Below are 25,703 nucleotides of genomic sequence, written 5' to 3' on the forward strand. Positions count from 1 at the left end.
GCGGCGCGAGGTTTTGGCAAGCAGCAATCGGCAGGGTCAGTCGAGGTGATCCACCAGTGTCAGGATCTGCGGGCCAAGGCTTTCGACCGCGCGCTTCACGCCTGCCGCATTGGGGTGGATGCCATCCGCCTGCATGAATTCCGAAATCTGGCCGGGGTCGGTCGCATCGGGGTCGATCAACCCGAAATAGCTGCCGATGTGCTGCGCGCCGTATTGCGCTGCCAGCTCGGGATACAGCTGGTCAAAGGCCTCTTTGTAGGCCGGGCCAAAGTTGCCCGGCGCCTCCATCCCGATCAGCAGCACCGGCAGTTGGCGCACCTGCGCCTCGGTCAGGATGCCTTCGATATTCGCGCGGGTGACAGACGGCTGCAGCCCGCGCAGCAGGTCATTGCCGCCAAGGGTCACAATCATGGCATCGACCTCGGGCGTCAGGCTCCATGCCAGCCGCGACAACCCCCCGGCGCTGGTATCGCCCGACACCCCCCCGTTCAATACGGTCACATCCGCGCCCTGTTCGGCCAGCCACAGGTTCAGCTGCGGCACCAGACCCTCGCCATCGGGCAATCCGTAGCCTGCCGTCAGGCTGTCCCCCAGCGCGAAAATGGTTACGGGTTCGGCATAGGCTGCCCCTGCGACGGAAAACGGCAGGGCTAACGTAAACGTCAGGTTGCGGATGCAGCATTTTGCGCCATATGCAACAGGGGACAGAATAAAGGAAAACACCATGGGTCAGACCGTTCTGGCATTGAAGGATGCGACGCTGACACTGGCAGGCAATGCCGGGCCGGTCGAGATTCTGAAAGGGATCACGCTCGGCGTCGCACAAGGCGAAACGCTGGGGCTGATCGGTCCGTCCGGGTCTGGCAAATCGTCTCTCCTCATGCTGATGGGCGGGCTGGAGCGCGCCACATCGGGGTCGGTACTGGCGCTGGGGTCGGATCTGACCGCCCTGGACGAAGATGCCCTCGCGCGCTTTCGCAGAGGCAATATGGGGGTTGTGTTCCAATCTTTCCACCTGATCCCGACAATGACCGCGCTGGAGAACGTCGCCGTGCCGCTGGAACTGGCCGGTGTGGCCGATGCCTTTGCGCGGGCGGAGGCCGAATTGCAGTCGGTGGGCCTGGGCTCGCGGATGGACCATTACCCGACGCAACTGTCGGGGGGCGAACAGCAGCGCGTGGCCCTTGCCCGCGCCGCCGCCCCGCGCCCGGCGATCCTGCTGGCGGATGAACCCACCGGCAATCTGGATGGCGTCAACGGGGCCGCGATCATGGACATGCTGTTCGGGTTGCGCGACCGCCACGGGGCCACGCTGGTGCTGGTCACCCACGCGCCAGAGCTTGCCGCGCGTTGTGACCGCGTGGTGCGGCTGGCCGATGGCCGGATCGTGGGCGAAGACCGGATGAAGGCAGCGGCGGAATGACGGGCGTGACCGGCTGGCCATTGGCATGGCGTCTGGCCCGGCGCGAATTGCGCGGGGGCCTTCGCGGTTTCCGCATTTTCCTGGCTTGCCTCGCGCTGGGGGTCATGGCCATCGCCTCGGTCGGCATGGTCCGCGCCGCGATAGAAGCCGGTCTGCGCGATCAGGGCGCGGTGCTCTTGGGCGGCGATGCGCAGATGGAATTCACCTACCGCTTCGCGGATGAGGCCGAGCGCACCTATATGGACAGCATCGCCACCAAAGTGTCTGAGGTGGTCGATTTCAACTCGATGGCCGTGCGCGGCGACGATACCGCGCTGACGCAGATCAAGGCGGTTGATGCAGCCTATCCCCTGCTGGGCGAAGTGGTGCTCGACCCCGAAATGCCGCTGGCCGACGCCTTTGTGCCGCAAGATGGCCTGCCCGGCGCGGTGATGGACCGGGTGCTGGTCGACCGTCTTGGCCTGACCGTGGGCGATACCTTCCGCCTTGGCGTGCAGGACTTCCGGCTTGGTGCCGTCTTGGTCCGTGAACCCGATTCTGCCACGCAAGGCTTTACCCTTGGCCCGCGCACCATGGTGCTGACCGCGGATCTTGCGCAATCGGGGCTGATCGGGCCGGGGTCGCTCTATGAAACCGAATACCGCCTGCTGCTGCCTGCGGGCAGCGATCTGCAGGCGCTGGAAGACCGGACCGAGGCGCTTTACCGCGACAATGGCGTGCGCTGGCAGGACAGTCGCCGTGCCACACCGGGGGTGGAGCGGTTTGTCGAACGCATGGGGTCGTTCCTCATTCTGGTCGGCCTTGCCGGGCTTGCCGTGGGCGGCGTCGGCGTGTCATCGGCAGTGCGCGCCTATCTCGATGGCAAGGTGTCCACCATCGCCACGCTCAAGACGCTGGGGGCCGAAGGCGGGATGATCTTCCGTATCTATCTCATGCAGATCGCCGTGCTGGCCGGGGTTGGCGTGGCCATCGGTCTGGTGCTGGGGGTGGCGATTCCGATGCTGCTGGCCCCGATCATTTCGGCGTCCTTGCCATTGCCGGTGATTTTCCGCCCCTATCCGATGCCGCTGCTTGAGGCCGCGTTCTACGGGCTGACCACGGCGCTGCTGTTCACGCTCTGGCCGCTGGCGCGCACGCAAAGCGTGCGGGCAGCGGCGCTCTATCGTGGGGCCGGGCGGGGGGGCTGGGCCGGCTGGCCTGCGGCCATCGCCGTGGCGGCGCTGCTGGCGCTGCTGATCGGCGGCGCGGTGTTGTTTTCCGGGGTGCCCGCTCTGGCACTCGGCTCTGCCGCCGGGATCGCCGGGGCACTGGCGGTGCTGGCGGGTGCGGCGTGGCTGTTGCGCCGCGCGGCCAATGGCCTTGCACGGTCGGTGCTGGCGCGGGGCCGGGTGGCGCTGCGGCTGGCGCTGGCTGCCATCGGTGGGCCACGGGCCGAAGCCACCAGCGTCGTGCTGTCGCTGGGTCTTGGCCTGTCGGTTCTGGCCGCCGTCGGCCAGATCGAGGCCAACCTGCGCCTTGCCATCGCGCAGGACCTGCCCGAGCGCGCACCCTCCTACTTCTTCGTCGACATCCAGCCCGACCAGATTGATGCCTTCCTGACCCGTGTGACCGATGACCCCGCCGTCAGCAGGGTGGAAAGCGCGCCGATGCTGCGCGGCGTGGTCACCCAGATCAACGGCCGCCCCGCGCGCGAGGTGGCAGGCGAGCATTGGGTGGTGCGCGGTGACCGCGGCGTGACCTATTCCGCAACGCCGTCGGAAACCACCACCATCACCGCTGGCGAATGGTGGCCCGCCGATTACACCGGCGCGCCACAAGTCAGCTTTTCCGCCGAATCCGCCGCCGAGATCGGGCTGAAACTCGGCGACACCATCACCACCAACATTCTGGGCCGCGACATCACCGCCACCATCACCAGCTTTCGCGACGTTGATTTCTCGACCGGCGGCATGGGCTTTGTGATGACGCTGAACCCCGCCGCCCTTGCCGGTGCCCCGCACACCCACATCGCCACGGTCTATGCCGAACCGGAGGCCGAGGCCGCGATCCTGCGCGATGTGTCGCGCGCCTATCCCAACATCACCGCTGTCCGCGTCAAGGATGCCATCGACCGCGTGACCGAGGCACTGGGGGCCATCGCCACCGCCACCGCCTGGGCGGCAGCCGCCACGCTGCTGACCGGCTTTGTGGTGCTGATCGGGGCCGCCGCCGCAGGCGAACGCGCGCGGGTCTATGAGGCAGCGGTGCTGAAAACCCTTGGCGCCACACGGGGCCGCATTCTGGCCAGCTTTGCCTTGCGCTCGGCCCTGATGGGTGCCGCCGCCGGGCTGGTTGCCATCGTGGCGGGCGGGCTGGCAGGCTGGGCGGTGATGGTGTTCGTGATGGACAGCCCCTACCGGTTTGAACCGGTGTCTGCCCTGGCCATCGTGGCGGGCGGGGTGGTGGCTACCCTTGGCGCCGGGCTTGCCTTCGCGCTGCGCCCGCTTGCCGCCCGCCCGGCGCAGGTGCTGCGGTCGGCAGATTGAAGCAGGTTTAAGATAATTGAGCGCGCTGTCGCGCGCGTTCTTTTTCTCTCGCCTCTGTGGCTGCGCCACAACCGGCTCGGAGGTGCCTCCGGCGGGGATTTTTCAGAACAGATGAAAGCCAGAGGTCAGCGCAGGCCGATCAGGCGGGGCAGGTCGGCCATGTCGAAAAACGGCTCTGCCCCCACCGCGCTCAGCCTCTCTGCCGGGGTGTGGGCGGCATAGCCCATGCAGCGCATGCCGGCGGCCTGCGCGGCCCGTGCCCCGGTGGGGCTGTCCTCGATCACCACACAATCGGCGGGGGGCACGCCGAGCGCGCGGGCGGCATGCAGGTACAGATCCGGCGCGGGCTTGGGTGCACCAAGGGTCTGGCCGGAGTAAAGATGGCCCCCAAAGCGCGCGATCAGGCCGGGGTGCTGGCCCAGCGTGATCTGCATCTTTTCATCTGACCCGTTCGACCCCATGGCAAAGGGAATGCCCGCCGCCTCCAGCGCATCGAGCACCGGCAGGATGCCGGGGATCAGTGGCGTGCCCCCTGCAAGATGCGCATAAAGCCGCTGATAAAAATCATCGACCCAGGTGTCGGGCAGTGCCGCACCCGCCGCCCGGGCGCGGTTGGCCACATCGGCCATCGTGCCGCCGATGAAATCGCGCGCGATCACCTCCACCGTCAGGTGCAACCCGTGGGCGGCGAATTCGCCCACCAGCAGATCAAAGGTCATGCCCTCGCTGTCGACCACCACCCCGTCACAGTCGAAGATCACGGCTTTGGCGGGCATGATTGTGGCGGTCATCCGGGCATCCTGAGCAAGGTCACATGGGTATCGCCATAGCGGCGCTGGTCAATAAGGTCCAGCCCGGCGGGGGGCAGCGGGGCCGTGCCTTCCTCCCAGACGATCACCGCAGCGGGGGCAAGCCAGCCGCCCGCAACGCAGGCGGCAATGGCTTTTTCGCCCAAACCCTTGCCGTAGGGCGGATCAAGGAACACCAGATCATACCCCGTGCCGCGGTTTTCCCCCGGCTGGGTGGCATCGCGCCGCCGGACCTCGGTTTCACCCTCTGCCCGCATCAGCGCGATGTTGCGGGTCAGCAGGGCCAGCGCCACCTTGCCCTGTTCGACAAATGTGGCCGAGGTCGCCCCACGCGACAGTGCCTCCAGACCCAGCGCGCCGGTGCCGGCGAACAGGTCGAGCACGCGCGCCCCCTGCACCAGATTGCCATGCCCGCCATTGATCAGCAGGTTGAAGATCGACTCGCGCACCCGGTCTGATGTCGGGCGCAGCTGTGCCTGTGCATCGCCTGCCCCCACGGGGGCCAGATGCAAGCCCCGGGACCGCCCGCCGATGATCCTCATCGCAAAAGCGCCTTGAGGTCGGTGGCGGGGTCGGCCACCAAAACGGGGTCGGGCGACCGGCCTGCCTCGATCAGCCGCTTGCCCACCATATAGGCGCGGGGGTCGTTCATCGCATCCAGTGCCAGCAGGCGCAGCCCCTGATAATACCAGAACGACACCGCGCCGCCTTCGCCGGGGCGGGTCACGATGTGGTCATAGCCGGTGTTCAGCCCGGCGATCTGCAGCTTGCAGTCATACTGATCCGACCAGAACCAAGGGGCCGCCTGATAGCGCGCATTGGCCCCAAGGATGTTGGCCGCCACCACCTCGGCCTGATCGATCGCATTGCCCACCGATTCCAGCCGCAGCCGCCCCGCCCCCCATGGAAACGACGCGCAATCGCCCGCCGCCCAGACATCCGGGGCCGAGGTGCGGCCACAGGCATCGGTGGCAATGCCATTGTCGATGGTGATCCCGGCGGCCTCTGCCAGCGCGGTGTTCGGCGTGACCCCCACGCCGACAATCACGAAATCCGCCGCAATCTCGTGCCCGTCGGACAGCCGCGCGCCGGTGACGCGGTCCATCCCCAGCAACCGCTCCAGCCCGGTCGATTCCAGCAGTCTGACCCCATGCGCGGTGTGCAGCGCGCGGAAGTAGTCCGAAGTCTCAGGTGCGGCCACCCGCTGCAAGATCCGTGGCGCCATCTCAAGTACCGTCACATCCAGCCCCAGCTTTGCCGCCACCGCCGCCGCTTCCAGCCCGATATAGCCGCCGCCCACAATCACCACCCGGCGACCGGGCCGGAACTCTGCCCGCATCACATCGACATCGGCCAGCCCGCGCACGGTATAGACCCCGGCCAGATCGCCGCCCATCGCGCCGGGCAGGCGGCGGGGCGTTGACCCGGTGGTCAGCGCCAGCGCGTCATAGGCGATAACCTCTGCCCCCACCGTCACCGTTTTGGCCAGCGTATCCATCGCCGTCACCGGCGTGCCCAGCCGCAGTTCCACCCGCTGATCGGCCCAGAACTCCGGCGCGCGCAGCCACAGCCGTTCAGCCGCCATCTGGCCCATCAGATAGGCTTTCGACAGCGGTGGCCGCTGATAGGGCGGGGCTGCTTCCTCACCGATCACGGTGATCGGCCCCGCATGCCCAAGGCCCCGCAGCTTTGCCGCCAGCGCCGCACCGGCCTGTCCCGCCCCGATGATTACCACATGCATGGCCATATTCCTCTGGTCGCCCAACGGGGCGGACCCTATAACCTGCGCACAAGCAAACGCAACGCGAGAGGGACATGACCATGACGATTTCTGTTGGCGACACGCTGCCAGAGGCCACCCTGATCAAGCTTGGCGACAAAGGCCCGGAACAGGTGTCGCTGCAAGATCTGGCACAGGGCCGCAAGCTGGTGCTGTTCGCCGTGCCGGGTGCCTTCACGCCGACCTGCAGTTCGGCCCATGTGCCCAGCTTCATCCGGACCAAGGACCAGTTCACCGCCAAGGGCGTGGATGACATCATCTGCGTGTCGGTCAACGATCCCTTCGTGATGAAGGCCTGGGGTGAAGCCACCGGCGCCACCGCAGCCGGGGTCACCATGCTCGCCGATGCCGACAGCGCCTTCACCAAGGCGATGGGGCTCGATTTTTCGGCCGCCCCCGCCGGCCTGATCGCGCGCTCCAAACGCTATGCGCTCTATGCCGAGGATGGCGTTGTGAAACAGCTGCATCTGGAAGAGGCACCGGGCACCTGCGACATCTCGGGCGGTGAAGCGCTTCTGGCCGCCATCTGATCCGTCAGGCCACTGTCAACGGCGCGCCCCCTCCCCCTTGTGGGGGGGGTGGGGCACGCCACCGACGGCAGGGGTGGGGGGCGCTGCCGCGAAGCGGCAGGCTCAATACCCCGCCGCCTTGTCCATCCGCCGCGCCAGATCCACATCCAGCCCGGTCAGCCCGCCCGCATCATGCGTGGTCAGCCGCACCTTGACGGTACGGTAGACGTTCGACCATTCCGGGTGATGGTTCAGCGCCTCGGCATCCTCTGCCACCTGTGTCATGAAGGCGAAGGCCTGTTTGAAATCCTTGAACAGAAACGTCTTGTCCAGCGCGTCCTTGCCATCTGCCATTTTCCAGCCGGTGCCGAACAGCGGCAGCAGGGTGTCGCGATCAAGCTCTGTCTTGTCTGTCATATCATCCGATCCTGTCTGCGATTTCTCTGGTCTTCCCGCGCCGCGCTGTCAGTCTTCAGACTGCACCCGGCGGAACGGGCCGTATTGCGTCAGCACCTCGATCTCTTCATCCACCGCGCGGCGCTCCTCATCTAGATAGCGCGCCACGGCATCGCGAAAGCCCGCATCGGCAATCCAGTGCAGCGAATGTACCGGGGTGGGCAGATAACCGCGCGCCAGCTTGTGTTCACCCTGCGCCCCGGCCTCGACCCGTTGCAAGCCATGGGCAATTGCCCAGTCGATCGCCTGATAATAGCACAGCTCGAAATGCAGGCAGGGGTGATCTTCGGCACAGCCCCAATAGCGGCCGAACAGCACATCGCGCCCGATGAAATTCAACGCCCCGGCCACGGGTCGGTCCCCGTCAAAGGCCAGCACCAGCAGAATGTCATCGCGCATCGTGTCATGAAACCGGGTGAACGCCTTGCGGGTCAGGTAGGGCGTGCCCCATTTGCGCGCCCCGGTGTCCTGATAAAACGCCCAGAACGCATCCCAATGCGCAGGCTCGATGGCCTCGCCGGTCAGCGCCCGGATGGTCAGGTTTGAGGCCCGTGCCGTCTCGCGTTCCTTGCGGATCATCTTGCGCTTGCGGCTCGACAGCTGGGCAAGGAAATCGTCGAACGACGCGTAGCCGTTGTTTTCCCAGTGAAACTGCTGCGTCACCCGGTGCAACGCGCCCTCCACCCCGGCCAGCGCCTCGGCCTCTTCGCCGGTGCAGAAGGTCACGTGCAGCGACGACAGCCGGTTCTTTGCCGCGACCGAAATCGCCGCCGCCAGCAACAGTTCGCGGTGCGCCGCATCGCCCAGAAACCGCCGCCCTGTGGCGGGCGTGAACGGCACCGCAATCTGCAGCTTGGGATAATAGCGTCCGCCCGCCCGTTCAAACGCCTGCGCCCAGCCGTGGTCAAAGATATATTCGCCCTGTGAATGGCCTTTCGCATACATCGGCACCGCCGCCACGATCCGCCCCGCCGTCCGCAGCACCAGCGGATGCGCGGTCCACCCGGTCCCCGCGCCGGTCGACCCCGACGCCTCCAGTGCGTGCAAGAACCGGTAGGTGGTGAACGGGTCCACCGGCCGCCCCGCCGCCTGTTCAGGGGCCGCCACCGCATCCCACTCGGCGGCGTCAATCTCGGTCAGGCTCTGGTGCAGGGTGATCTCGGTCATGGGTCCGCCCCTCCGGGCTTGGCCGGACATGCTGTGGCGCCGGGCTTGCCCGCATAGACTGTGCCGCCCGCCCGCAAATTCAAGCGGGCAGCGCGCTCAGATAGCCCTCAAACGTCACATTCGCCGCGTATCGCCGCGCCATCGCCTCTTGTTCGGGCGTGCGGATGGTCCAGCACAGCACCGGCACCCCCGCCGCCCGCAAGGCCAGCACGCGCGGGCGGGTCAGGTCATTGTCCTGATGGCTGATGAATGTCGCCCCCACCCGGTCAAAATCCGGGATCTCGCGCAGATGGTCGCAAACCTCGGCAGGCACCGGCGCCCAGTCGTCAGGATCGAACGCCGACGTCGTCAGCCCCCGCGCCACATCCGGCGCCAGCCGCGCCATCTGCGCCACGGCATGCGGGTTGAACGACATCACCGCCACCTCGCCGCCATACCCGGCCAGCGCCTGCGCCACCGCAGCCTCCAGCCGCCCGTCCGTTTCGCCCATCGCCCCGGTCTGATCCTTGATCTCGATCAGCAGCGGCACCCGGCCCGCCACCATGCCCAGCACGGCCCCCAGCGTCGGAATGGTATCCGTCCCACCGGTCAGCTCCATCTGGCCCAGATCGGCAGCGGTGCGGGCACAGACCGGCCCACGCTCTGCAGTCAGCCGGTCCAGATCATCATCATGAAACACCATCGCCACGCCATCGGCCGACAGCTGCACATCGACTTCGATGGCATAGCCCGCCGCCACCGCCGCGCGGATTGCGGCAGGGCTGTTCTCGGTCCGCCCCTGTGCGCGGTCATGCAGGGCGCGGTGCGTCACCGGCAGGCGCAGGAAACCGGCGGGCAGGGCGGGGCGCGTCATGTCAGGCAATCTCGAACACCGCCTCGATCTCTACCGCCACACCGAATGGCAAAGACGCCGCCGACACCGCAGACCGCGCATGTCGCCCGGCATCGCCCAGCACCGCCACCATGAAATCCGACGCGCCGTTGATCACCTTCGGCTGGTCCACGAAATCGGGGCCCGAGTTCACAAAGCCCACCAGCTTCACCAGCCGCACCACCCGGTCAATGTCGCCGCCCGTCGCCGCCTTCACCTGCGCGAGCAGCGAAATGGCACAGGCCTTCGCCGCCTCGGCCCCCTGTTCGACAGTCAGATCCGCCCCCAGCTTGCCCTTGATCAGACCCGCTGCCGTCTGGCTGATCTGGCCCGAAATGAACACCTGTTTGCCGCTGATCACCCAAGGCACATAATTCGCCGCCGGGGCAGGCGCATCGGGCAGGGTGACGCCAAGTTCGGCAAGGCGGGCTTCGATCTTCGACATCGGTGGTTCCTCCGTTTGGTTTGCCGCAAGCTAACGGCCCCACCCGGCGGCGGCAAGGCCGCGATGATTTATCACACGACATATCAACGGCCTGCCACGCCCGCCAAGGCGCCACACTTCCGGCCAAAGCCCGCCGGATTGCCGGGCGCACGTTGTAATCCAACGCCCCGGCCTATATCAAAACCACAAGACCGCAGACCGACCCACCGGGTGTGCCGCGCAGCAACGCCCGACCTGCTGGCAAAATGATTGGCCCTGACGCATGATCTTTTCTTCTTCCCGCATCCTTGCCTGCGCCGCGCTGGTCCTGCTGGCCGCCTGCGCGCAAAAGCCCGCTCCGGCAGGTTTCACCGACCCGATGGAGGCCGAAAACCGCGAGATCCACGCCTTTAACCGCAGCGTCGACAACGCCATCCTGCGTCCGGTGTCCGGCGCCTTTGGCGACGGCCCGCCCGGCCCCGTGATGCAGGGCGTGATCAATTTCGCGCAGAACCTTGATGCGCCCGGTGCCGTGGTCAACAACCTGCTGCAGGGCCGCCCGCATTTCGCCGCCGAAAACACCCTGCGCTTTGCGCTGAACACCATTGTCGGCATCGGCGGCCTGTTCGACCCCGCCACCGCCATCGGGCTGCACGGCAAGCCCACCGATTTCGGCGAAACCCTGCATGTCTGGGGCGCCGGAGAGGGGAATTACGTCGAGCTTCCCTTCCTCGGCCCGTCAACGGAGCGCGATATGATCGGCAAGATTGTCGATATCCCGCTCAACCCGCTGCGCTATGTTTTGCCCAAGCCCGAAGAGAACATCGTGCCGCTGGCAAAGCTGGCATCAAGCCTTGGTGATCGGGCGCGCTATTCCTCGACAGTCGACTCGGTTCTGTATGACAGTGCAGACAGCTATGCGCAGTCCCGTCTGCTCTATCTGCAAAACCGTCGCTTTGAACTGGGGCAAACCACCGGCACCGCCGGGGACGATGCCTTTGAAGACCCGTATGAGGATATCTATGGCCAATGACAGGTTGATCATCACACGTCGCGGCTTTGGCATCGGCCTGGTCGGCGGCGCGGCTGCCCTTGCCATGCCCTTGCCCGCCGCCGCCCTGACGGTCGATCAGGCCCGCGCTCTGGTCGGCAAGGCCGTGGCCGATGTCAACGCCACCATCAACTCGGGCAAATCCGCCTCTGCCATGTACGGTGATTTTGAACGCATCTTCGCCCGCTACGCCGATGTGCCCACCATCTCCCGTTCCGCCCTCGGTCCCGCCGCACGCGGGGCGTCGCGCGCGCAACTCACCGCCTTTACCACCGCTTACCAAAGCTACATCGCCCGCAAATACGGCGCGCGCTTCCGCGAATTCATCGGCGGCCAGATCGAGGTGACGGGCGCCCGCGCCGTCAAAAGCTATTTCGAGGTGATCTCGGTCGCCAAACTGCGCGGCCAGGCCCCGTTCGACCTGCGCTGGCACGTGTCGGACAAATCCGGCAAGGATCTGTTCTTCAACATCATCATCGAAGGCGTGAACATGCTGGCCAGCGAACGCACCGAAATCGGCGCCATGCTCGACCGCCGCCGGGGCGACATCAACGGGCTGATCGAGGATATGAAATCGGCCTGAGGGCGCGGCGCAACGTCAAGACACCAACGCCGACCCCCGCAAAAGCGGCGGGCCGGCGTTTTGGTTTTGGGGGGAATTCCTGAAAAACATACCAGCCGAAGATGTCTCCCTCCACCGGGGGCGGCCCCCGCCATGCCATAGTGCAACACAGCGTAAAAAAATTCGCTTGAGAAATCTAACCCGCTGCGATCAAACACATTGGGCAACTTTCCCCCTGTGTTGCAAGCCCCTCAAACAGCTCCCCTCAGTTCCCGAACCCGCCCAGCACGTCCCGCAGGATCTGGTTCACCAGATCGCCACCCTCCATCACCGGCCCCTCATTGACCCAGTCATCCGGCACCGGCCCGTCATAGATGATCACATCCTGCGTCGGCATTTCTGCCTGCCAGCCGCCGCCAGTGTCGAAATTGTCCTGCGGCCCCGCGCTGGGCGATTGTCCGTCGGCCATCACATTGGGCGAGGGCGCGTAATAGCCACCGGGCGGCGATTTCGGCTCGGGGATCAGCATCGCCAGCGGCTGCGGTTGCAGGCCGTCATGCACCCGCACCATCACCTCGCGCCAGATTTCCGCTGGCAGGCCACCGCCCGTCACCCCGGTCAGGGGCGCGTTGTCATCATTGCCCATCCAGACGCCCGCGACATAATCGGCGGTGAAGCCCAGGAACCACGCATCGCGCGCCGCTTGGGTCGTGCCGGTCTTGCCCGCCGCCTGCCAGCCGGGAATGCGGGCCCGCGTGCCGGTGCCGTCTTCGATCACCCGGTTCATCATATAGGTCAGGTACAGCGCCGCATCCTCGCTGATCACCCGCTCTCCCAACCCGCCGGCAGCACCCAGCAGCACGTCATCCTCGCCCTGCAACCGCAGTTCCACCAGCCCGTAGGGCGTCACCGACGACCCGCCGTTCAGAATGCCGGCATAGGCCCCCGACATTTCCAGCAAGGATGATTCCGACGCACCCAGCGCCAGCGCCGGACCATCGGCCAAGGCCGAGACGATGCCGAACCCGTTCGCCACCTTCCGCACCTCATCACGCCCCACCGCTTCCGATACCCGGACGGCAGGGATGTTGCGGCTTTCGGCAAGCGCCTGGCTCAGCGTGATCATCCCCTTGAACTGGTTGTCGTAATTCTTCGGCGTCCAGGCCCCCGATCCGGGAATGTTGATGGTCAGCGGCGTGTCTTCAACATAATCCGCCGGGGTAAAGCCCAGATCCATCGCCGCCGCATAGGCAAAGGGCTTGAAGCTGGACCCGGTCTGCCGTTTGGCCTGCGTCGCGCGGTTGAAGCTGCCCGCAGCCACCTGCTCGCGCCCGCCGACCATGGCGCGCACCGCGCCATCGGCAGACATCACCACAATGGCCGCCTGCGCTTTCGACCCTTCCTTCACCTTGGTCTCAAAAATGAACCTCAACGCCTCTTCCGACGCCTTCTGCAACCGCTGGTCCATCGTCGTGCGGATGATCACATCTTCGGTGGTGTGCGACGACAGAAAGCTGGGCGTCGATTCCATGACCCAATCTGCAAAGGCCCCGCCCGATTGCGTCTCTGCCGCCTTTGACAGCCGCGCCGGGTTGGCCCGCGCATCCGCCGCCTGTGCAGGCGTCAGATAGCCCTGTTCCTCCATCAGCGCGACGACCACATTGGCCCGCTCCTGCGACCGCTGCAGGTTGTTGGTGGGCGCAAAGCGCGACGGCGCGGTCAGCAATCCGGCCAGCATGGCGGCCTCGGCGGGCCCCACCTCATTGGCGGATTTGCCGAAATAGCGCTGCGCCGCCGCTTCGAACCCGCGCGCGCCTGCGCCCATATAGGTGCGGTTCAGATAGATCGTCAGGATCTGCTCTTTGGTGTACTTGACCTCCATCGCCATCGCGTAGGGGATCTCTTTGACCTTGCGCCAGACCCCGCCGCTGCGGCAGTCCTGTTCGTATGCGGCCTCATTCTTCCAGTCGGCGGGGTTGTAGGGCACGCCGATGCACAGCAGCTTGGCAACCTGCTGGGTGATGGTGGACCCGCCGTTGCCCGACAACGGCCCGCGCCCTTCGCTCAGGTTGATGCGGACGGCGCCCGCAATGCCGCGCGGGCTGACGCCGAAATGGCGGTAAAACCGCTTGTCCTCGGTCGAGATCACCGCGTTGCGCAGATGGGGTGAGACGTTTTCTGCCGTGATCTGGCCGCCAAACGTCTCGCCGCGCCAGGCAAAGACCTGCCCGTCACGGTCCAGCATGGTGACAGACCCGCGCGCGCGCCCGTCCAGCAGCTCGGCCACGGGGGGCAGCTGGCTGTAGAAATAGAACACGGTCAGCCCCAGCACCATGCCCACCACCGCGCCCACGCGCCAGGTGACACCCCACAGCACCCGCCAGATCAGCCGCCACAGCCCAAGGATCAGCCCCACCACCAGCCCGTGCTGGCGCCTTGGTTTGCGCGGCGCAGGCTTGCGGGGCTCGGGTTTGCGCGGCCCACCGCCGCCCGAGCCGGACCTTGCAGGCGCCGCCCCATAGCGTTTGTCTGCGGTCAGAGATCCGCGCCCTTTGCCCGATGTCGCCATAGCCTGCCCAACCGCTTTCACGTGCTCTTTTGCCCGACTCTAGTCCGGATTTTACCGATTGTGGAGAGCGCGGAGTCACGATTCAGATATGTGATAAGCCTAATTTTTAATCAAAGCGCACAATAAGTATAAATTTTGTGCAGTAAGCCGCGCTTTCAGGCAAACATCCGCCGCCGGTTTCTTGTTCTGCCCGTTCGAAAGGCGGCTTGTTATTTGCAAGGGCCCACCCCCGGGCCCCACAGAAACGAAGGGGAAGGACGTGAAACTAATCATTGCAGCAATCAAGCCGTTCAAGCTGGAGGAAGTGCGCGAAGCACTCACCACCATCGGGGTGCGCGGCATGATGGTCACCGAGATCAAGGGTTTCGGCAGCCAGTCTGGACATACCGAAATCTATCGCGGTGCCGAATATGCCGTGAACTTCGTGCCGAAAGTCCGGCTGGAGATCGTGGTCAGTGACAGCCTTGCAGATGCGGTCGTCGAAACCATCCGTGTGACCGCGAAAACCGACAAGATCGGCGATGGCAAGATCTTCGTGCTGGATGTCCAGCATGCCGTGCGCGTGCGCACCGGTGAAATCAATGACGATGCGCTCTGACGCGTTGGGGACAGGGGAAACGCAAAAGATGAACACCTCCATGAAACTTTCTGGCATCGCGGCACTGGGTGTGTCGCTGTTCGCCAGCCTGCCCGTCTGGGCGCAGGATGCCACCGCCGAGGCGGCCGAGGTTGTGGCCGATGCCGCACCGGCAGCCATTGATAACGCCTTCATTTTCAACACCCTGCTGTTCCTGATCGGCGGCTTTCTGGTGTTCTGGATGGCGGCTGGCTTTGCCATGCTCGAGGCTGGGCTGGTCCGCTCCAAGAACGTCACGATGCAGCTGACCAAGAACATCGCGCTCTTTTCCATCGCGTCGATCATGTACTGGATCGTGGGCTACAACCTGATGTACCCGGGCGATGCCTGGACGATGACCGGCTATGTCGGTCAGTTGTTCTCGGCCAAATCGCTGGCGGGTGACCCTGATGTTGCCACCGGCTATTCGGTCGCATCCGACTTCTTCTTCCAGCTGATGTTCTGCGCCACCACCGCGTCGATCGTGTCGGGCACCTTGGCCGAGCGCATCAAGCTGTGGCCGTTCCTGATCTTCACCGTCATCCTGACCGGGTTCCTCTACCCGATCGAGGCGTCCTGGCAGTGGGGCGGCGGCTGGTTGTCCGAAGCAGGCTTCTCTGACTTCGCAGGCTCCACCCTTGTCCACGCAGCAGGCGGCTTTGCAGCCCTTGCCGGTGCGCTGATCCTTGGCCCCCGTCTGGGCAAATACACCAAGGAAGGCCGCGTCAACCCGATGCCGGGCTCCAACCTTGCCCTTGCCACCCTTGGCACGTTTATCCTGTGGCTGGGCTGGTTCGGCTTCAACGGTGGCTCGCAGCTTGCACTGGGGACCGAGGCTGATGCCAATGCTGTCTCGATCATCTTTGCCAACACCAACATGGCCGCCTCTGCCGGTGCCGTCGTGGCGCTGATCCTGTCGCAGCTCATTTACAAGAAGGTCGATCTGACCATGGTGCTGAACGGCGCTCTGGCAGGCCTTGTGTCGATCACCGCCGGCCCGCTCGACCCGTCGCTGTTCGGTGCCCTGTGGATCGGTGGCATCGGTGGCGTAATCGTTCTGGTCGTCGTCCCGCTGCTCGACAAGCTCAAGATCGACGATGTGGTCGGTGCCATCCCGGTTCACCTGGTGGCTGGCTTCTGGGGCACCATGGCGGTTCCGTTCTACACCGAAGGCACCAGCTTTGGCACGCAGCTCATGGGCTTTGTCGCCATCGGCATCTTCATGTTCGTGGCCTCGGCCATCGTCTGGGTCATCCTCAAGTCCACCATGGGTCTGCGTCCGACCCAGGAAGACGAGATGATGGGTCTGGACAAGGCCGAACTGGGTCTTGAAGCGTACCCCGAGTTTACCAAAGGCTGACGCCTCCTCCTCCCAGTCAGCCTGAACTCTGGCCCGGACCGAAAGGTTCGGGCCTTTTTGCTGGCCGCTCCACAGCGCATGAAAAAGCCCGCGACCGGCGCGGGCTTTCTCAGCATTCAGCGGCTTGGATCAGCCAGCGACCTTCGCAATCGCCGCCGCCAATATCGGCACCGTGCGCGCATTCAGCCCGGCAATGTTGATCCGGCTGTCGCCCACCATGTAGATCCCATGCGTCTCGCGCAGCACAGCCACCTGCGCCTCGGTCAGGCCAAGCCGGCTGAACATGCCGCGATGATCGGCCACGAAATCAAAGCGGTCCGAATTGGTGGCCTTGCGCAGCTCTTCGGCGAGCGTCTTGCGCAGGGTCAGCATGTTCAGCCGAACCTCTTCCAGCTCGGCCTTCCAGTCGGCGCGCAGCGCATCATCTTCCAGAATCATCGTCACCAGCCGCGCGCCATGATCGGGCGGAAAGCTGTAGTTCTGCCGGTTCAGGAACGCGAGGTTCCCCTGCACCACCGCCCGGCGGGCAGGGTCTGTCAGCGCAATCAGCACCCCCGTCCGCTCGCGGTAGATGCCGAAGTTCTTGGAACAGGACGCCGCGATCAGCACTTCCGGGAACCGCGTCGCGATCATCCGGGTCGCCGCCGCATCTTCCTCCAGCCCGTCGCCAAAGCCCTGATAGGCCAGATCGATGAACGGAATGGCCCCGCGCGCCTCCAGCACCCCCGCCACCTGCGCCCACTGGTCAGCGGTAAAGTTCGCCCCGGTCGGGTTGTGGCAGCAACCGTGCAACAACACGATGTCGCCCTTGGCAACCTTCCCCAGATCCTCCAGCACCCCCGCAAAATCCACGCCACGGGTTTCCGCGTCGAAATAGCGGTACTCAGCCATCTTCATGCCAAGATACTTGATGATCGACGGATGGTTCGGCCATGTCGGGTTCGACAGCCACACCGTGGCCCCCGGCGACGCCATCTTTATCAGCTCCAGCGCCTGACGGATCGCCCCGGTGCCGCCCGGTGTGGCCACCGATGCCGCACGCTCGGCAAAACCCGCGCCCAAGATCATCCCGACCATGGCCGCGTTATACGCAGGCTCACCGGCCAGCCCGGTGTAGGATTTGGTCACCTCCACCTCCCACAGCCGCTTCTCCGCCGCCTTCACCGCCCGCATCACCGGGGTCAGGCCGGTCGCGTCCTTGTAGACGCCGACGCCAAGGTCGATCTTGGTGTCGCGCGGGTCATCGCGGTACATCGCGATCAGTTGCAGGATCTTGTCCTGCGGTTGCGGGTTCAGGGTTTCCAGCATTGGCCTATCCTTTGGCGACGGCAAGATCTTCGTACATGCCCCATTCGGACCATGATCCGTCATAGAGCGCATGGCTGCGGTGCCCGATCCGTTCCAGCGCAAGGCTCAGAATCGCGGCTGTCACCCCCGACCCGCAAGAGGTGATCGCAGGCTGTGTCAGATCCACCCCCGCAGCCTCGAACACCGCTTGCAGCTCGGCAGGGGGCTTCATCGTGCCATCCGCGTTCAGCAGCGTGGCAAAGGGCACATTCTTCGACCCCGGAATATGGCCCGACCGCAACCCCGCCCGTGGCTCCGCCACCTCGCCCCGGAACCGGGGGGCGGCGCGGGCGTCAATGATCTCGGCCTGTGCCAGCTTGGCGGCATGGGCCACCTGCGTCACATCCTTGACCAGCTGGTTCTGGCGGCTGACGGTCATGTGCCGGTCGCGCACCACGGGGGCCAAGTCTTCCACCTCGCGCCCTTCGGCCAGCCACTTCGGCAGCCCGCCATCCAGCACCGCCACATCCGTCTTGCCCATCAGCCGGAATGTCCACCAGACCCGCGCGGCCGAAAACAGCCCCGCCCCGTCATAGACCACCACCTGATGCCCGTCGCCCACACCCATGGCGCGCATCCGGCTCATGAACTTCTCCACCGGCGGGGCCATGTGGGGCAAGGATGACCGCTGGTCGCTGATCTCGTCAATGTCGAAAAACCGCGCGCCGGGAATGTGGGCGGCACCATATTCCGCCCGCGCATCGCGGCCAGAGTCGGGCATGAACCACGACGCATCCAGCACCCGCAGATCCGGGTCTTTCAGATGCGCCGCCAGCCAACCGGTCGACACCAGCGTTCTGGGGTCGTCACTGGGGGAAGGGGTCACGAGGGTTGCCATGCCGATGCTCCACACGGGTCAGCCCCGGCTTATATCGGCAGGGGCAGGCAGGGCAAGGGCGCAGGCAGCGGGGGCGTGGTTTTGGCCGATGCGCGCGTCTAGTTTGGCGGCAGATGAGAGCTGCGGCCATTGAAATGACGTGGGTTCAGACCTTCACCGTGCATCGCACGAATGTCCGCTGTGCGGACGGAGCGGACACTCAAGCCCGGACTCTCCGGGGAACGTCCTTCATTTCCCCTACGCACACACGTCATGACGTTTGCCATACGCAAGCCATACGCAGATCATACGCTCGCCATACCCGGAAACACCCGCGTTCAGCCCGGCCAAAGCCCCGCCGAACGGCGCACCTCAATCGCGGTGGTTCTGCTTCATGATGCGGGCTTTCTGGCGGTCCCAGTCGCGCTTGGCGCTGGTCTCGCGCTTGTCGGCCAGCTTCTTGCCCTTGGCCACGCCCAGCTTGATCTTCACGATGCCGCGCTCGTTGAAATACATCTTGATCGGCACGATGGTCATGCCCTCGCGCGCGGTCGAATTCCACAGTCGCGCCAATTCACGCTTTGAAACCAACAGCTTGCGGCGGCGGCGTTCATCGTGGCTGTCCCAGTGGTTCGACTGGGTATAGGGCGCGATATAGCCGTTGATCAGCCACAGCTCGCCGCCCTCAACGCTCGCATAGCTGTCGCCGATGTTCGACCCGCCCTTGCGCAGCGACTTCACCTCGGACCCTTGCAGCATGATCCCGGCTTCCAGATCGGATTCAATATGATAGTCGAACCGCGCGCGGCGATTCTCGGCAATCAGCTTGGAATTGGGATCGGATATCTTGACCATTCGTGTCACATAAGCGCGGTGCAGCCCCAAGTCCAGATGGCCGCACGCGAAGACAGATCAGGGCAGGGGCGAAGGCGGCACCGCGCCCCGCCGATTGCCCAGGATAAGCGTGTAAATTCCAGAACTTACGATCAGAGCTGAGCCGATCAGCGTTGCCAGATCGGGCCGTTCGCCAAACACCGCCATTGCCAGCACCATCGCAAACACCAGCCGCGCATAGCGGAACGGCGTGACAAAACCGATCTCGCCGGTCCGCATCGCCGAGGTCAGGGCATGATACCCCAGCACCGCAAACAGCGCCGTGCCCGCAAGCAGGCCCCAACCCTGCGCATCCGGCCATACTGCCCCTCCGGTCCAGCCCAGAATGATCACCCCTGCCAAGGCCAGCATGGCAAAGCCCGCCACTCCTAACTGCCTGTTAGACATCACTTTCGGGGCTGCCCGCGTCGCCAGATCGCGCCCGGCAAACCCCAGCATGCCGCCCACCGCCAGCAGTGACAGTGCAGAAAACCCGTCCATTCCGGGCCGGATGATGATCAGCACGCCGACAAAGCCTACCGCCACCGCCGTCCAGCGCCGCCACCCCACCCGCTCACCAAAAAAGATCGCGGCCCCGCCGACCACCACCAAAGGCGAGGCCTGCAGGATGGCCGAAGTGGTGGACAGCGGCGTCAATGCAATCGCCAGCGCATAGAACAGCCGCCCCGACACCTCGAACCCCGACCGGATCGCCAGCCCGCGCGTGCGCAGCGCCGGGTGAAACGCAGGCTCCCCCATCCGCCGCGCCATCAGCGCAAACACGCCCATCCCCACCAGCCCGACGATCAGCACCGCCTGACCCATCGGCATCACCCGGGCGCTGGCTTTCAGCAACATATCCTCGACGGCAAACCCCGCCATCGACAGGATCATGAACGCCGCGCCACGTAGATTATCGTTCTGGAACATCGTCGGTCCGCCCCGGGCTACCATTCATCTGTTCACAAATATCTTCGGGGGGAATTTGGCACCCGCGCGAAGGGGGGGGGGGCAGACAGCCCCCCTGAACCGACCAGCCCGAGGCGCAGCAGGTCAGTTCAACAGCCCCGCATGGCGCATAGCCGCCTTGATCTTGTCTTTGGTGCCATCGGTCAGTGCCACCAGCGGCAGCCGCACCTCTTCGGTGCAGCGGCCCAGCAGGGACAGGCCGTATTTGGCCCCGGCCAACCCCGGCTCGATGAAGATCGCCTCGTGCAGCGGCATCAGCCGGTCCTGGATCTGTAGGGCGGTGCGGTAATCGCCGGCCAGTGTTGCGTTCTGGAATTCGGCGCAAAGGCGCGGAGCCACGTTGGCCGTAACCGAGATGCACCCGGTGCCGCCATGGGCGTTGAAGCCCAATGCGGTGGCATCCTCGCCCGACAGCTGGATGAACTGCTTGCCACAGGTCTCGCGCTGCATCGACACCCGCTCGATCTTGCCGGTGGCGTCCTTGACCCCGATCAGGCGTGGCAGCTGGGCCAGCATACCCATGGTTTCGGGCGACATATCCACCACCGACCGGCCCGGAATGTTGTAGATGATGATCGGCAGAGTGCAGCAGTCATGCAGCGCGGTGTAATGCGCGACCAGCCCGGCCTGTGTCGGCTTGTTGTAATAGGGCGTCACCACCAGCGCGGCATCAGCACCCACGCGTTCGGCATGGCGGATCAGGCGGATGCCTTCGACCGTGTTGTTCGACCCGGCCCCGGCAATCACCGGCACGCGACCGGCGGCAAACTTGACCACCGCCTCGATCACCGCCTCATGCTCTTCATGGCTCAGTGTCGGGCTTTCGCCGGTGGTGCCCACCGGCACCAGCCCGTGCGAGCCTTCGGCGATCTGCCAGTCGACCAGCTTTTTAAGCGTATCCAGATCCAGTTCGCCGTTCTTGAACGGCGTAACCAAGGCGGGGATGGACCCTTTGATCATGGCACGCAGACTCCTGTTGCAGCGACGCGAGGCGGTCGAGTCGCTTGGGCTGAAAATCCCGCCTTGATTATCCGGGGCGCGACGGATTGCCAAGCGCAGCGTTTCGCGCGCCGGTCTGGCCCAGCGGTGACAGGATCGTGGGTTGTCGGCTCCGGCCCGATGGGGCAGAATCTGCACCATGAGCAGAAGATCAAAAAACACCATTTCAGTCTTGCTGGCCCCCATTGCGCTTGCCCTGGCGCTGACAGCGCCGGTACGCGCGGATGAAACGCAGGCGATGCAACAGGTACTGGCCCGCATTGCCGCCAAGGACTGGTCGGGGGCCACCGCCATCGCCCCGCATGCGGTTGCGCGCGATCTGGTGACGTGGAGCCAGCTGCGCGCGGGTGATGGTCTTCTGGGCGATTACGAGGCGTTTTTGCAGCGCCGCCCCGACTGGCCCGGTTTGCCCTTCCTGCACCAAAAGGGCGAAACCGCCGTGGCGCGCTCTGCCTCGCCCGAACGGGTGGTCGCCTATTTTGCCGGAAGCACGCCGAAAACCGGCGAGGGGGCCATCGCGCTGATCCGCGCGCTGCAAGCGCTTGGGCGCACCGATCTGGCCGAGGACCGCGCGATGGAGGCGTGGTCAGAGCTTGTGCTTGCGCCTGCAGAGGAGGCGGCGTTGCTCGCGCTGTCTCCGGCATCGGTCGCATTGGTGCATGAGCTGCGGATGGACCGCCTGCTGTGGCAAGAGCGCCGGGCCGAGGCACAGCGTCTGTCACCGCGACTGCCCGCCGACTGGCAGGCGCTGGCCAAGGCGCGGATGGCTCTGCAAACTGCGGAACCGGGGGTTAATGCGCTGATCAATGCGGTGCCGGCATCGCGCGCGGGCGATCCGGGGTTAGCCTTTGACCGCTTCATCTGGCGCATGAAGCGCGACCTGTATGACGAAGCGCTGCCACTCATCCTGGAACGCAGCGCCTCTGCCGCCACGCTTGGCGACCCGCAGGCTTGGGCGGCGCGACGCGCCGTCCTGACCCGCTGGCTTTTGCGCCAGAACCGGCCTTCCGAGGCGTACCGCGTCGCATCTGCCCATCACCTGACCTCTGGCAGTGGCTATGCCGATCTGGAGTTTCTGTCCGGCTTCATCGCTTTGCGCCGCCTGAACGACCCCACCCGCGCGCTTGAGCATTTCCGCAAGCTGGAAGCCGGGGTTGCGACGCCGATCTCGCTGTCGCGCGCGCTGTACTGGCAGGGCCGCTCACATGAGGCGGCGGGTTCAGGCGACGCGGCGCAGCGCGCCTACAACGGCGCCGCCCGCCACCAGACCGCCTATTATGGCCTTCTGGCCGCTGAAAGGCTTGGTCAGCCGCTGGATGCAAACCTGATCAACCCGCCGCGCCCCGCCGACTGGCGGCAGGCCGCATGGACACGGTCGTCGGTGCATCAGGCCGCCCTGCTGGCGCTGCGGGCAGGTGACCGCAATCTGGCCAAGCGCTTCTGGCTGCATCTGGCCGAAAGCCTCGATTCCACAGGGCTGGACCAGCTAGGCGACATGGCCCTTGCCCTGAACGAGCCGCATATCGCCGTGCTGGTCGGCAAACACGCGGCGGAACGCAGCGTGATCCTGCCGCGCGCCTATTATCCGATCACCGATCTGGTGCCCGATGGCCTTGCCGTCAGCCGCGCCTTTGCCCTGTCCATTGCCCGGCGTGAAAGCGAATTCGAACCCGCTGCCCGCTCGACCGCCGATGCGCGCGGACTGATGCAGCTGTTGCCCGGCACCGCAAAGATGATGGCTGCCAAGGTATCAGTGCCCTTTGATGCGGGCCGTCTGACGCGCGACCCCGGCTATAACGCCATTCTGGGCAGCGCTTACCTCAAGCAGTTGATTGACGAGTTCGGCCCCTCGATCGCGCTGGTCGCGTCCGGCTACAACGCCGGCCCCGGCCGCCCGCGCCGCTGGATCACCGAATATGGCGATCCGCGCAGCCCGGATGTTGATGTGGTGGACTGGGTGGAATCGATCCCCTTTACCGAGACGCGGACCTATGTGATGCGCGTTGTCGAAGGCGTTATCCTCTACCGTGCCAAACTGCGCGGCACGCCCGGCCCTGTCCGCGTCACCGCAGAACTCAAGGGCTGAGCCTTCCGGATTGCTGCTTGCCAAATACTCCCGCCGGAGGCGCCTTCTGCAAGTCCCACACGTCAGGCCCGCTGCCGCGACTTCACATACTGCCGCCACAGGGTGAACAGCCCCGCCGCCACCACGATGCTGGCCCCGGCCACCACATTGCTGCGCAGGTCCTCGCCAAACACGAACAGCCCGATCAGCGAGGCAAACGGCAGTTGCAGATAGGCCAGCGGCTGGATGGCCGAGGCTTCGGCCACCTCATAGGCCTTGATCAGGCACCAGTGGGATGAGGCCGCGCTCAGGCACAGCAGCGCCATCCAGCCCATGTCCGCGCCGGTCATCGGTTCCCAGTGCCAGATGCCGATGGCGGTCATAACAACCGCGCCTGTCGTCCCGGTCCAGAAAAACGAGACAAGCGCCGCATCTGTCCGCGCAACATAGCGGGTCAGCAGACCGTACAGCGCAAACATTGTGGCGGCCGCCAGCGGGATCAGCGCCTCAACCCGGAACACACCGAACCCCGGCTGCAGGATCACGACCACGCCGACAAAGCCGACGCCGATGGCCAGCCAGCGGCGCCAGCCCACCGTCTCGCCCAGAATGGGGCCGGACAATGCGGCGATCAGCAGCGGGTAGGTCGCAAACACCGCATGGCTTTCCACCAGCCCCAGCGCGACAAACCCCAGCACCATGACGCAAATCTCCAGCGCCAGCAGCACACCGCGCAGCATCTGCACCTTTGGCATCCGCGACCGCACCGCGGCCCTTATGCCCCCCGGCGCGCGCGAGACCAAGGCTATGACAAAGGCCGCAAAGAACCAGTAGCGCAGCATCACCACCATCCAGACGTTGTATGTCCCGCCCAGATGGCGCGACAGCCCGTCCTGCACCGCAAAGATTATCGTGGTCACGATCATCAACCAGATGCCCAGCCTGGTGTTCTGTGCCACGCTCATGTCTTCGCCACCCGTTCCAGCGACAGGGCATAAATCCCCGCCGCAATGATGATGCCCGCCCCCAACGCCACCAGAGGGCTGAGGGTTTCGGCGTAAACCGTCAGCCCGATCAGGGTGACAAAGACGATCTGCAGATAGGCATAGGGCTGCACCCGCGCGGCCTCGATCTGCTCATAGCATTTCAGCAGCAGCCAATGCGACAAGATCGACAGCGCGGTGTAGATCGCCAGAAGCGGCATATCGGCAGGGGACACCGGCTGCCAGTTCGGCAGGCCCGCCACGGTCATCACCCCGGCCCCGATCACACCGGGCCAGAAGAACGACGCGAATGTCGGCTCGTCCCGTGTCGTCAGCCGGGTCAGGATCGAATAGAGCGCGAACATCACCGCCGAGGCCAGCGGCAGCAGGGCCGCCGGAGTGAATACACCCAAGCCGGGTCGCAGGATCACGATCACCCCCACCATGCCTGCACCAATCGCCAGCCAGCGTTGCCAGATAATCCGCTCGCCCAAAATCAGGCCGGAAAACGCGGCGATCAGCAGTGGGCAGATCGCGAATACCGCATGGCTTTCGATCAGCCCGATCAGGGTATAGCCCCAGACGATCACACAGATCTCGCCCACCAGCAGCAGCGCGCGCGCCACATGCGCTGTCATGTGGCGTGAGGCGACAGCGGTGCGCATCCCTTCCGGCCGACGCAGCGCCAGCAGCAGGACAAAGCCCGCGAACACCCAGTAGCGGACCATCACCACCATCAGCGTGTTATATTCGGTGGCCAGATAGCGTGAGAATCCGTCCTGCGCGGCAAAGGTGGCTACAGCGGCAATCATCAGCCAGATGCCCAGGCGGGGGTTGCGGCTCATCGCACACCGGTAGTCATGTGCCGCTTGCGCCCGTGTCCGGCTTGGCGCGTTACGGTGAACCCGGCGTCGGTCAGGCTGCGGCGCACATGGCCCGCAGCGGTATAGGTGGCAAAGGTGCCACTCGTCGCAGTATGCCGCCCGACCTCTGCCATGATCTCGGATGACCACAGTTCGGGGTTTTTTGCCGGCGAAAACCCATCGAGAAACCATGCATCCGCGCAGCCCTGCCACGCGGGCAGGGTGGCACGGGCATCGCCGATGATCACCTCAACCTCCACCCCCGGCAGGGAAAACCGCCGCGCCCCACTGGCCCAATGTGCCAGAAACGGTGCCGCCACCGCCTGTGCTTCCGGGAAATGCGCCAGAGCGCGGGCGACGTCATCGGTGAACATCGGATAGGCCTCGAAACTGGTAAAGCGCAACGTACCCGCCCGCCCGGTGCCTGCCCAGGCGATCAGCACCGCCAACAGGTTCAGCCCGGTTCCAAAGCCTAGTTCGGCAATGCGGAACCCGTCGCACAGCCGGTCTGCCAGGCCATTGCCCGCCAGAAACACATGCCGGGTTTCGGCCAGCCCGTCATGCAGCGAAAAATACGGGTCATCAAAGCGGCGCGACACCGGAATCACCCCGTCGCGCCAGTCCAGACCTGCACCCTGTTCGAGTTCCGACATTTGCCCTATGCC

The 25,703-nt window shown here is 65.3% G+C and carries 25 protein-coding genes; 8 read left to right on the forward strand and 17 right to left on the reverse strand.

What is annotated here, in order from left to right:
* Positions 1-36: 36 nt before the first annotated feature.
* Positions 37-726 (reverse strand): arylesterase, encoded by a 690-nt coding sequence (locus EEB11_RS04200; RefSeq protein ID WP_135429159.1) that lies wholly within the window; start codon positions 724-726, stop codon positions 37-39.
* On the opposite strand from EEB11_RS04200, the gene EEB11_RS04205 reads away from it, so the two are divergent.
* Positions 725-1,423, forward strand: coding sequence for an ABC transporter ATP-binding protein (locus EEB11_RS04205; RefSeq protein ID WP_135429160.1), 699 nt, complete (start codon positions 725-727; stop codon positions 1,421-1,423). The genes EEB11_RS04200 and EEB11_RS04205 overlap by 2 nt on opposite strands.
* The gene (locus EEB11_RS04210; protein ID WP_135429161.1) at positions 1,420-3,948 is read left to right on the forward strand and encodes an ABC transporter permease; all 2,529 of its coding nucleotides are present in this window, start codon (positions 1,420-1,422) and stop codon (positions 3,946-3,948) included. Before EEB11_RS04205 ends, EEB11_RS04210 begins: the two co-directional genes overlap by 4 nt.
* A gap of 125 nt (positions 3,949-4,073) precedes the next feature.
* Here EEB11_RS04210 and EEB11_RS04215 read toward each other — a convergent pair whose 3' ends face one another.
* Genes EEB11_RS04215 through EEB11_RS04225 form a run of 3 tightly spaced genes read right to left on the reverse strand, consistent with a single transcriptional unit; the run spans position 4,074 to position 6,498 of the window.
* On the reverse strand, positions 4,074-4,739 hold the full coding sequence (locus EEB11_RS04215) for an HAD family hydrolase (protein WP_245298764.1): 666 nt from the start codon (positions 4,737-4,739) through the stop codon (positions 4,074-4,076).
* A complete protein-coding gene (gene rsmD / locus EEB11_RS04220; protein WP_135429162.1) occupies positions 4,736-5,299 on the reverse strand; it encodes a 16S rRNA (guanine(966)-N(2))-methyltransferase RsmD in 564 nt (187 codons plus the stop codon). The genes EEB11_RS04215 and rsmD overlap by 4 nt, the downstream gene beginning before the upstream one ends.
* A complete protein-coding gene (locus EEB11_RS04225; RefSeq protein WP_135429163.1) occupies positions 5,296-6,498 on the reverse strand; it encodes an NAD(P)/FAD-dependent oxidoreductase in 1,203 nt (400 codons plus the stop codon). Before EEB11_RS04225 ends, rsmD begins: the two co-directional genes overlap by 4 nt.
* Positions 6,499-6,578: 80 nt before the next feature.
* Here EEB11_RS04225 and EEB11_RS04230 point away from each other — a divergent pair, with 80 nt between their 5' ends.
* On the forward strand, positions 6,579-7,067 hold the full coding sequence (locus tag EEB11_RS04230) for a peroxiredoxin (RefSeq protein ID WP_135429164.1): 489 nt from the start codon (positions 6,579-6,581) through the stop codon (positions 7,065-7,067).
* Between the two features lie 102 nt (positions 7,068-7,169).
* Here the strand turns inward: EEB11_RS04230 and EEB11_RS04235 are convergent, their stop codons facing one another.
* From EEB11_RS04235 to EEB11_RS04250, 4 genes are all read right to left on the reverse strand, one after another.
* Entirely contained in the window at positions 7,170-7,463 is a 294-nt protein-coding gene (locus EEB11_RS04235; protein ID WP_135429165.1) for a 4a-hydroxytetrahydrobiopterin dehydratase, read from the reverse strand.
* Between the two features lie 48 nt (positions 7,464-7,511).
* Positions 7,512-8,669, reverse strand: a complete 1,158-nt coding sequence (locus EEB11_RS04240) for a GNAT family N-acetyltransferase (protein WP_135429166.1) — start codon at positions 8,667-8,669, stop codon at positions 7,512-7,514.
* Positions 8,670-8,748: 79 nt separating this feature from the next.
* Positions 8,749-9,522 (reverse strand): glycerophosphodiester phosphodiesterase family protein, encoded by a 774-nt coding sequence (locus EEB11_RS04245; protein ID WP_135429167.1) that lies wholly within the window; start codon positions 9,520-9,522, stop codon positions 8,749-8,751.
* A 1-nt stretch (position 9,523) separates the two neighbouring features.
* A complete protein-coding gene (locus EEB11_RS04250; protein ID WP_135429168.1) occupies positions 9,524-9,985 on the reverse strand; it encodes a RidA family protein in 462 nt (153 codons plus the stop codon).
* A gap of 262 nt (positions 9,986-10,247) precedes the next feature.
* Between EEB11_RS04250 and EEB11_RS04255 the strand changes: the two genes are divergently transcribed.
* The gene (locus tag EEB11_RS04255) at positions 10,248-10,997 is read left to right on the forward strand and encodes an MlaA family lipoprotein (protein WP_135429169.1); all 750 of its coding nucleotides are present in this window, start codon (positions 10,248-10,250) and stop codon (positions 10,995-10,997) included.
* A complete protein-coding gene (locus tag EEB11_RS04260; RefSeq protein WP_135429170.1) occupies positions 10,987-11,598 on the forward strand; it encodes an MlaC/ttg2D family ABC transporter substrate-binding protein in 612 nt (203 codons plus the stop codon). The genes EEB11_RS04255 and EEB11_RS04260 overlap by 11 nt, the downstream gene beginning before the upstream one ends.
* Positions 11,599-11,842: 244 nt before the next feature.
* Here the strand turns inward: EEB11_RS04260 and EEB11_RS04265 are convergent, their stop codons facing one another.
* Positions 11,843-14,146: a transglycosylase domain-containing protein gene (locus EEB11_RS04265; protein WP_135429303.1), complete on the reverse strand. Its 2,304-nt coding sequence runs from the start codon at positions 14,144-14,146 to the stop codon at positions 11,843-11,845.
* Positions 14,147-14,405: 259 nt separating this feature from the next.
* Between EEB11_RS04265 and EEB11_RS04270 the strand changes: the two genes are divergently transcribed.
* Positions 14,406-14,744: a P-II family nitrogen regulator gene (locus EEB11_RS04270; RefSeq protein WP_103332770.1), complete on the forward strand. Its 339-nt coding sequence runs from the start codon at positions 14,406-14,408 to the stop codon at positions 14,742-14,744.
* Positions 14,745-14,784: 40 nt separating this feature from the next.
* Complete coding sequence (locus EEB11_RS04275) at positions 14,785-16,122, forward strand: ammonium transporter (RefSeq protein WP_245298765.1); 1,338 nt, start codon at positions 14,785-14,787, stop codon at positions 16,120-16,122.
* Positions 16,123-16,251: 129 nt separating this feature from the next.
* Here EEB11_RS04275 and EEB11_RS04280 read toward each other — a convergent pair whose 3' ends face one another.
* The 5 genes from EEB11_RS04280 to dapA form a co-directional block, all read right to left on the reverse strand.
* Positions 16,252-17,430 carry an amino acid aminotransferase gene (locus EEB11_RS04280; protein ID WP_135429172.1) on the reverse strand — a complete coding sequence of 393 codons (1,179 nt, stop codon included), beginning with the start codon at positions 17,428-17,430 and terminating at the stop codon, positions 16,252-16,254.
* A 4-nt stretch (positions 17,431-17,434) separates the two neighbouring features.
* Positions 17,435-18,307 (reverse strand): 3-mercaptopyruvate sulfurtransferase, encoded by an 873-nt coding sequence (gene sseA, locus EEB11_RS04285; protein ID WP_135429173.1) that lies wholly within the window; start codon positions 18,305-18,307, stop codon positions 17,435-17,437.
* A 351-nt stretch (positions 18,308-18,658) separates the two neighbouring features.
* Positions 18,659-19,141 (reverse strand): SsrA-binding protein SmpB, encoded by a 483-nt coding sequence (gene smpB, locus EEB11_RS04290; RefSeq protein ID WP_135429174.1) that lies wholly within the window; start codon positions 19,139-19,141, stop codon positions 18,659-18,661.
* 57 nt (positions 19,142-19,198) lie between these two features.
* Positions 19,199-20,089: a DMT family transporter gene (locus EEB11_RS04295; protein WP_135429175.1), complete on the reverse strand. Its 891-nt coding sequence runs from the start codon at positions 20,087-20,089 to the stop codon at positions 19,199-19,201.
* Positions 20,090-20,212: 123 nt separating this feature from the next.
* Positions 20,213-21,088 carry a 4-hydroxy-tetrahydrodipicolinate synthase gene (dapA, locus tag EEB11_RS04300; protein WP_135429176.1) on the reverse strand — a complete coding sequence of 292 codons (876 nt, stop codon included), beginning with the start codon at positions 21,086-21,088 and terminating at the stop codon, positions 20,213-20,215.
* A gap of 178 nt (positions 21,089-21,266) precedes the next feature.
* Here dapA and EEB11_RS04305 point away from each other — a divergent pair, with 178 nt between their 5' ends.
* Positions 21,267-23,213, forward strand: a complete 1,947-nt coding sequence (locus tag EEB11_RS04305; RefSeq protein ID WP_135429177.1) for a lytic transglycosylase domain-containing protein — start codon at positions 21,267-21,269, stop codon at positions 23,211-23,213.
* A 62-nt stretch (positions 23,214-23,275) separates the two neighbouring features.
* Here EEB11_RS04305 and EEB11_RS04310 read toward each other — a convergent pair whose 3' ends face one another.
* Genes EEB11_RS04310 through mnmC2 form a run of 3 tightly spaced genes read right to left on the reverse strand, consistent with a single transcriptional unit; the run spans position 23,276 to position 25,691 of the window.
* Complete coding sequence (locus EEB11_RS04310; RefSeq protein WP_135429178.1) at positions 23,276-24,157, reverse strand: DMT family transporter; 882 nt, start codon at positions 24,155-24,157, stop codon at positions 23,276-23,278.
* Positions 24,154-25,020 (reverse strand): DMT family transporter, encoded by an 867-nt coding sequence (locus tag EEB11_RS04315; protein WP_135429179.1) that lies wholly within the window; start codon positions 25,018-25,020, stop codon positions 24,154-24,156. The genes EEB11_RS04310 and EEB11_RS04315 overlap by 4 nt, the downstream gene beginning before the upstream one ends.
* Positions 25,017-25,691, reverse strand: coding sequence for a tRNA (5-methylaminomethyl-2-thiouridine)(34)-methyltransferase MnmC2 (gene mnmC2 / locus EEB11_RS04320; RefSeq protein ID WP_135429180.1), 675 nt, complete (start codon positions 25,689-25,691; stop codon positions 25,017-25,019). Before mnmC2 ends, EEB11_RS04315 begins: the two co-directional genes overlap by 4 nt.
* Positions 25,692-25,703: the final 12 nt, after the last annotated feature.

Origin of the sequence: Pseudotabrizicola sediminis (assembly GCF_004745575.1) — a bacterium.
In the GTDB taxonomy this organism is placed as follows: Bacteria; Pseudomonadota; Alphaproteobacteria; order Rhodobacterales; family Rhodobacteraceae; genus Pseudotabrizicola; species Pseudotabrizicola sediminis.

What these genes read in the sequence shown, in the direction of transcription:
- EEB11_RS04275 (WP_245298765.1), top strand. Translation starts at nt 14,785, where the DNA reads ATGAAACTTTCTGGCATCGCGGCACTGGGTGTGTCGCTGTTCGCCAGC.
- EEB11_RS04235 (WP_135429165.1), bottom strand. Translation starts at nt 7,463, where the DNA reads ATGACAGACAAGACAGAGCTTGATCGCGACACCCTGCTGCCGCTGTTC.
- EEB11_RS04315 (WP_135429179.1), bottom strand. Translation starts at nt 25,020, where the DNA reads ATGAGCCGCAACCCCCGCCTGGGCATCTGGCTGATGATTGCCGCTGTA.
- EEB11_RS04280 (WP_135429172.1), bottom strand. Translation starts at nt 17,430, where the DNA reads ATGCTGGAAACCCTGAACCCGCAACCGCAGGACAAGATCCTGCAACTG.
- dapA (WP_135429176.1), bottom strand. Translation starts at nt 21,088, where the DNA reads ATGATCAAAGGGTCCATCCCCGCCTTGGTTACGCCGTTCAAGAACGGC.
- EEB11_RS04310 (WP_135429178.1), bottom strand. Translation starts at nt 24,157, where the DNA reads ATGAGCGTGGCACAGAACACCAGGCTGGGCATCTGGTTGATGATCGTG.
- rsmD (WP_135429162.1), bottom strand. Translation starts at nt 5,299, where the DNA reads ATGAGGATCATCGGCGGGCGGTCCCGGGGCTTGCATCTGGCCCCCGTG.
- EEB11_RS04215 (WP_245298764.1), bottom strand. Translation starts at nt 4,739, where the DNA reads ATGACCGCCACAATCATGCCCGCCAAAGCCGTGATCTTCGACTGTGAC.
- EEB11_RS04295 (WP_135429175.1), bottom strand. Translation starts at nt 20,089, where the DNA reads ATGTTCCAGAACGATAATCTACGTGGCGCGGCGTTCATGATCCTGTCG.
- EEB11_RS04265 (WP_135429303.1), bottom strand. Translation starts at nt 14,146, where the DNA reads ATGGCGACATCGGGCAAAGGGCGCGGATCTCTGACCGCAGACAAACGC.
- EEB11_RS04200 (WP_135429159.1), bottom strand. Translation starts at nt 726, where the DNA reads ATGGTGTTTTCCTTTATTCTGTCCCCTGTTGCATATGGCGCAAAATGC.
- EEB11_RS04225 (WP_135429163.1), bottom strand. Translation starts at nt 6,498, where the DNA reads ATGCATGTGGTAATCATCGGGGCGGGACAGGCCGGTGCGGCGCTGGCG.
- EEB11_RS04255 (WP_135429169.1), top strand. Translation starts at nt 10,248, where the DNA reads ATGATCTTTTCTTCTTCCCGCATCCTTGCCTGCGCCGCGCTGGTCCTG.
- EEB11_RS04210 (WP_135429161.1), top strand. Translation starts at nt 1,420, where the DNA reads ATGACGGGCGTGACCGGCTGGCCATTGGCATGGCGTCTGGCCCGGCGC.
- mnmC2 (WP_135429180.1), bottom strand. Translation starts at nt 25,691, where the DNA reads ATGTCGGAACTCGAACAGGGTGCAGGTCTGGACTGGCGCGACGGGGTG.
- sseA (WP_135429173.1), bottom strand. Translation starts at nt 18,307, where the DNA reads ATGGCAACCCTCGTGACCCCTTCCCCCAGTGACGACCCCAGAACGCTG.
- smpB (WP_135429174.1), bottom strand. Translation starts at nt 19,141, where the DNA reads ATGGTCAAGATATCCGATCCCAATTCCAAGCTGATTGCCGAGAATCGC.
- EEB11_RS04305 (WP_135429177.1), top strand. Translation starts at nt 21,267, where the DNA reads ATGAGCAGAAGATCAAAAAACACCATTTCAGTCTTGCTGGCCCCCATT.
- EEB11_RS04250 (WP_135429168.1), bottom strand. Translation starts at nt 9,985, where the DNA reads ATGTCGAAGATCGAAGCCCGCCTTGCCGAACTTGGCGTCACCCTGCCC.
- EEB11_RS04245 (WP_135429167.1), bottom strand. Translation starts at nt 9,522, where the DNA reads ATGACGCGCCCCGCCCTGCCCGCCGGTTTCCTGCGCCTGCCGGTGACG.
- EEB11_RS04240 (WP_135429166.1), bottom strand. Translation starts at nt 8,669, where the DNA reads ATGACCGAGATCACCCTGCACCAGAGCCTGACCGAGATTGACGCCGCC.
- EEB11_RS04230 (WP_135429164.1), top strand. Translation starts at nt 6,579, where the DNA reads ATGACGATTTCTGTTGGCGACACGCTGCCAGAGGCCACCCTGATCAAG.
- EEB11_RS04260 (WP_135429170.1), top strand. Translation starts at nt 10,987, where the DNA reads ATGGCCAATGACAGGTTGATCATCACACGTCGCGGCTTTGGCATCGGC.
- EEB11_RS04205 (WP_135429160.1), top strand. Translation starts at nt 725, where the DNA reads ATGGGTCAGACCGTTCTGGCATTGAAGGATGCGACGCTGACACTGGCA.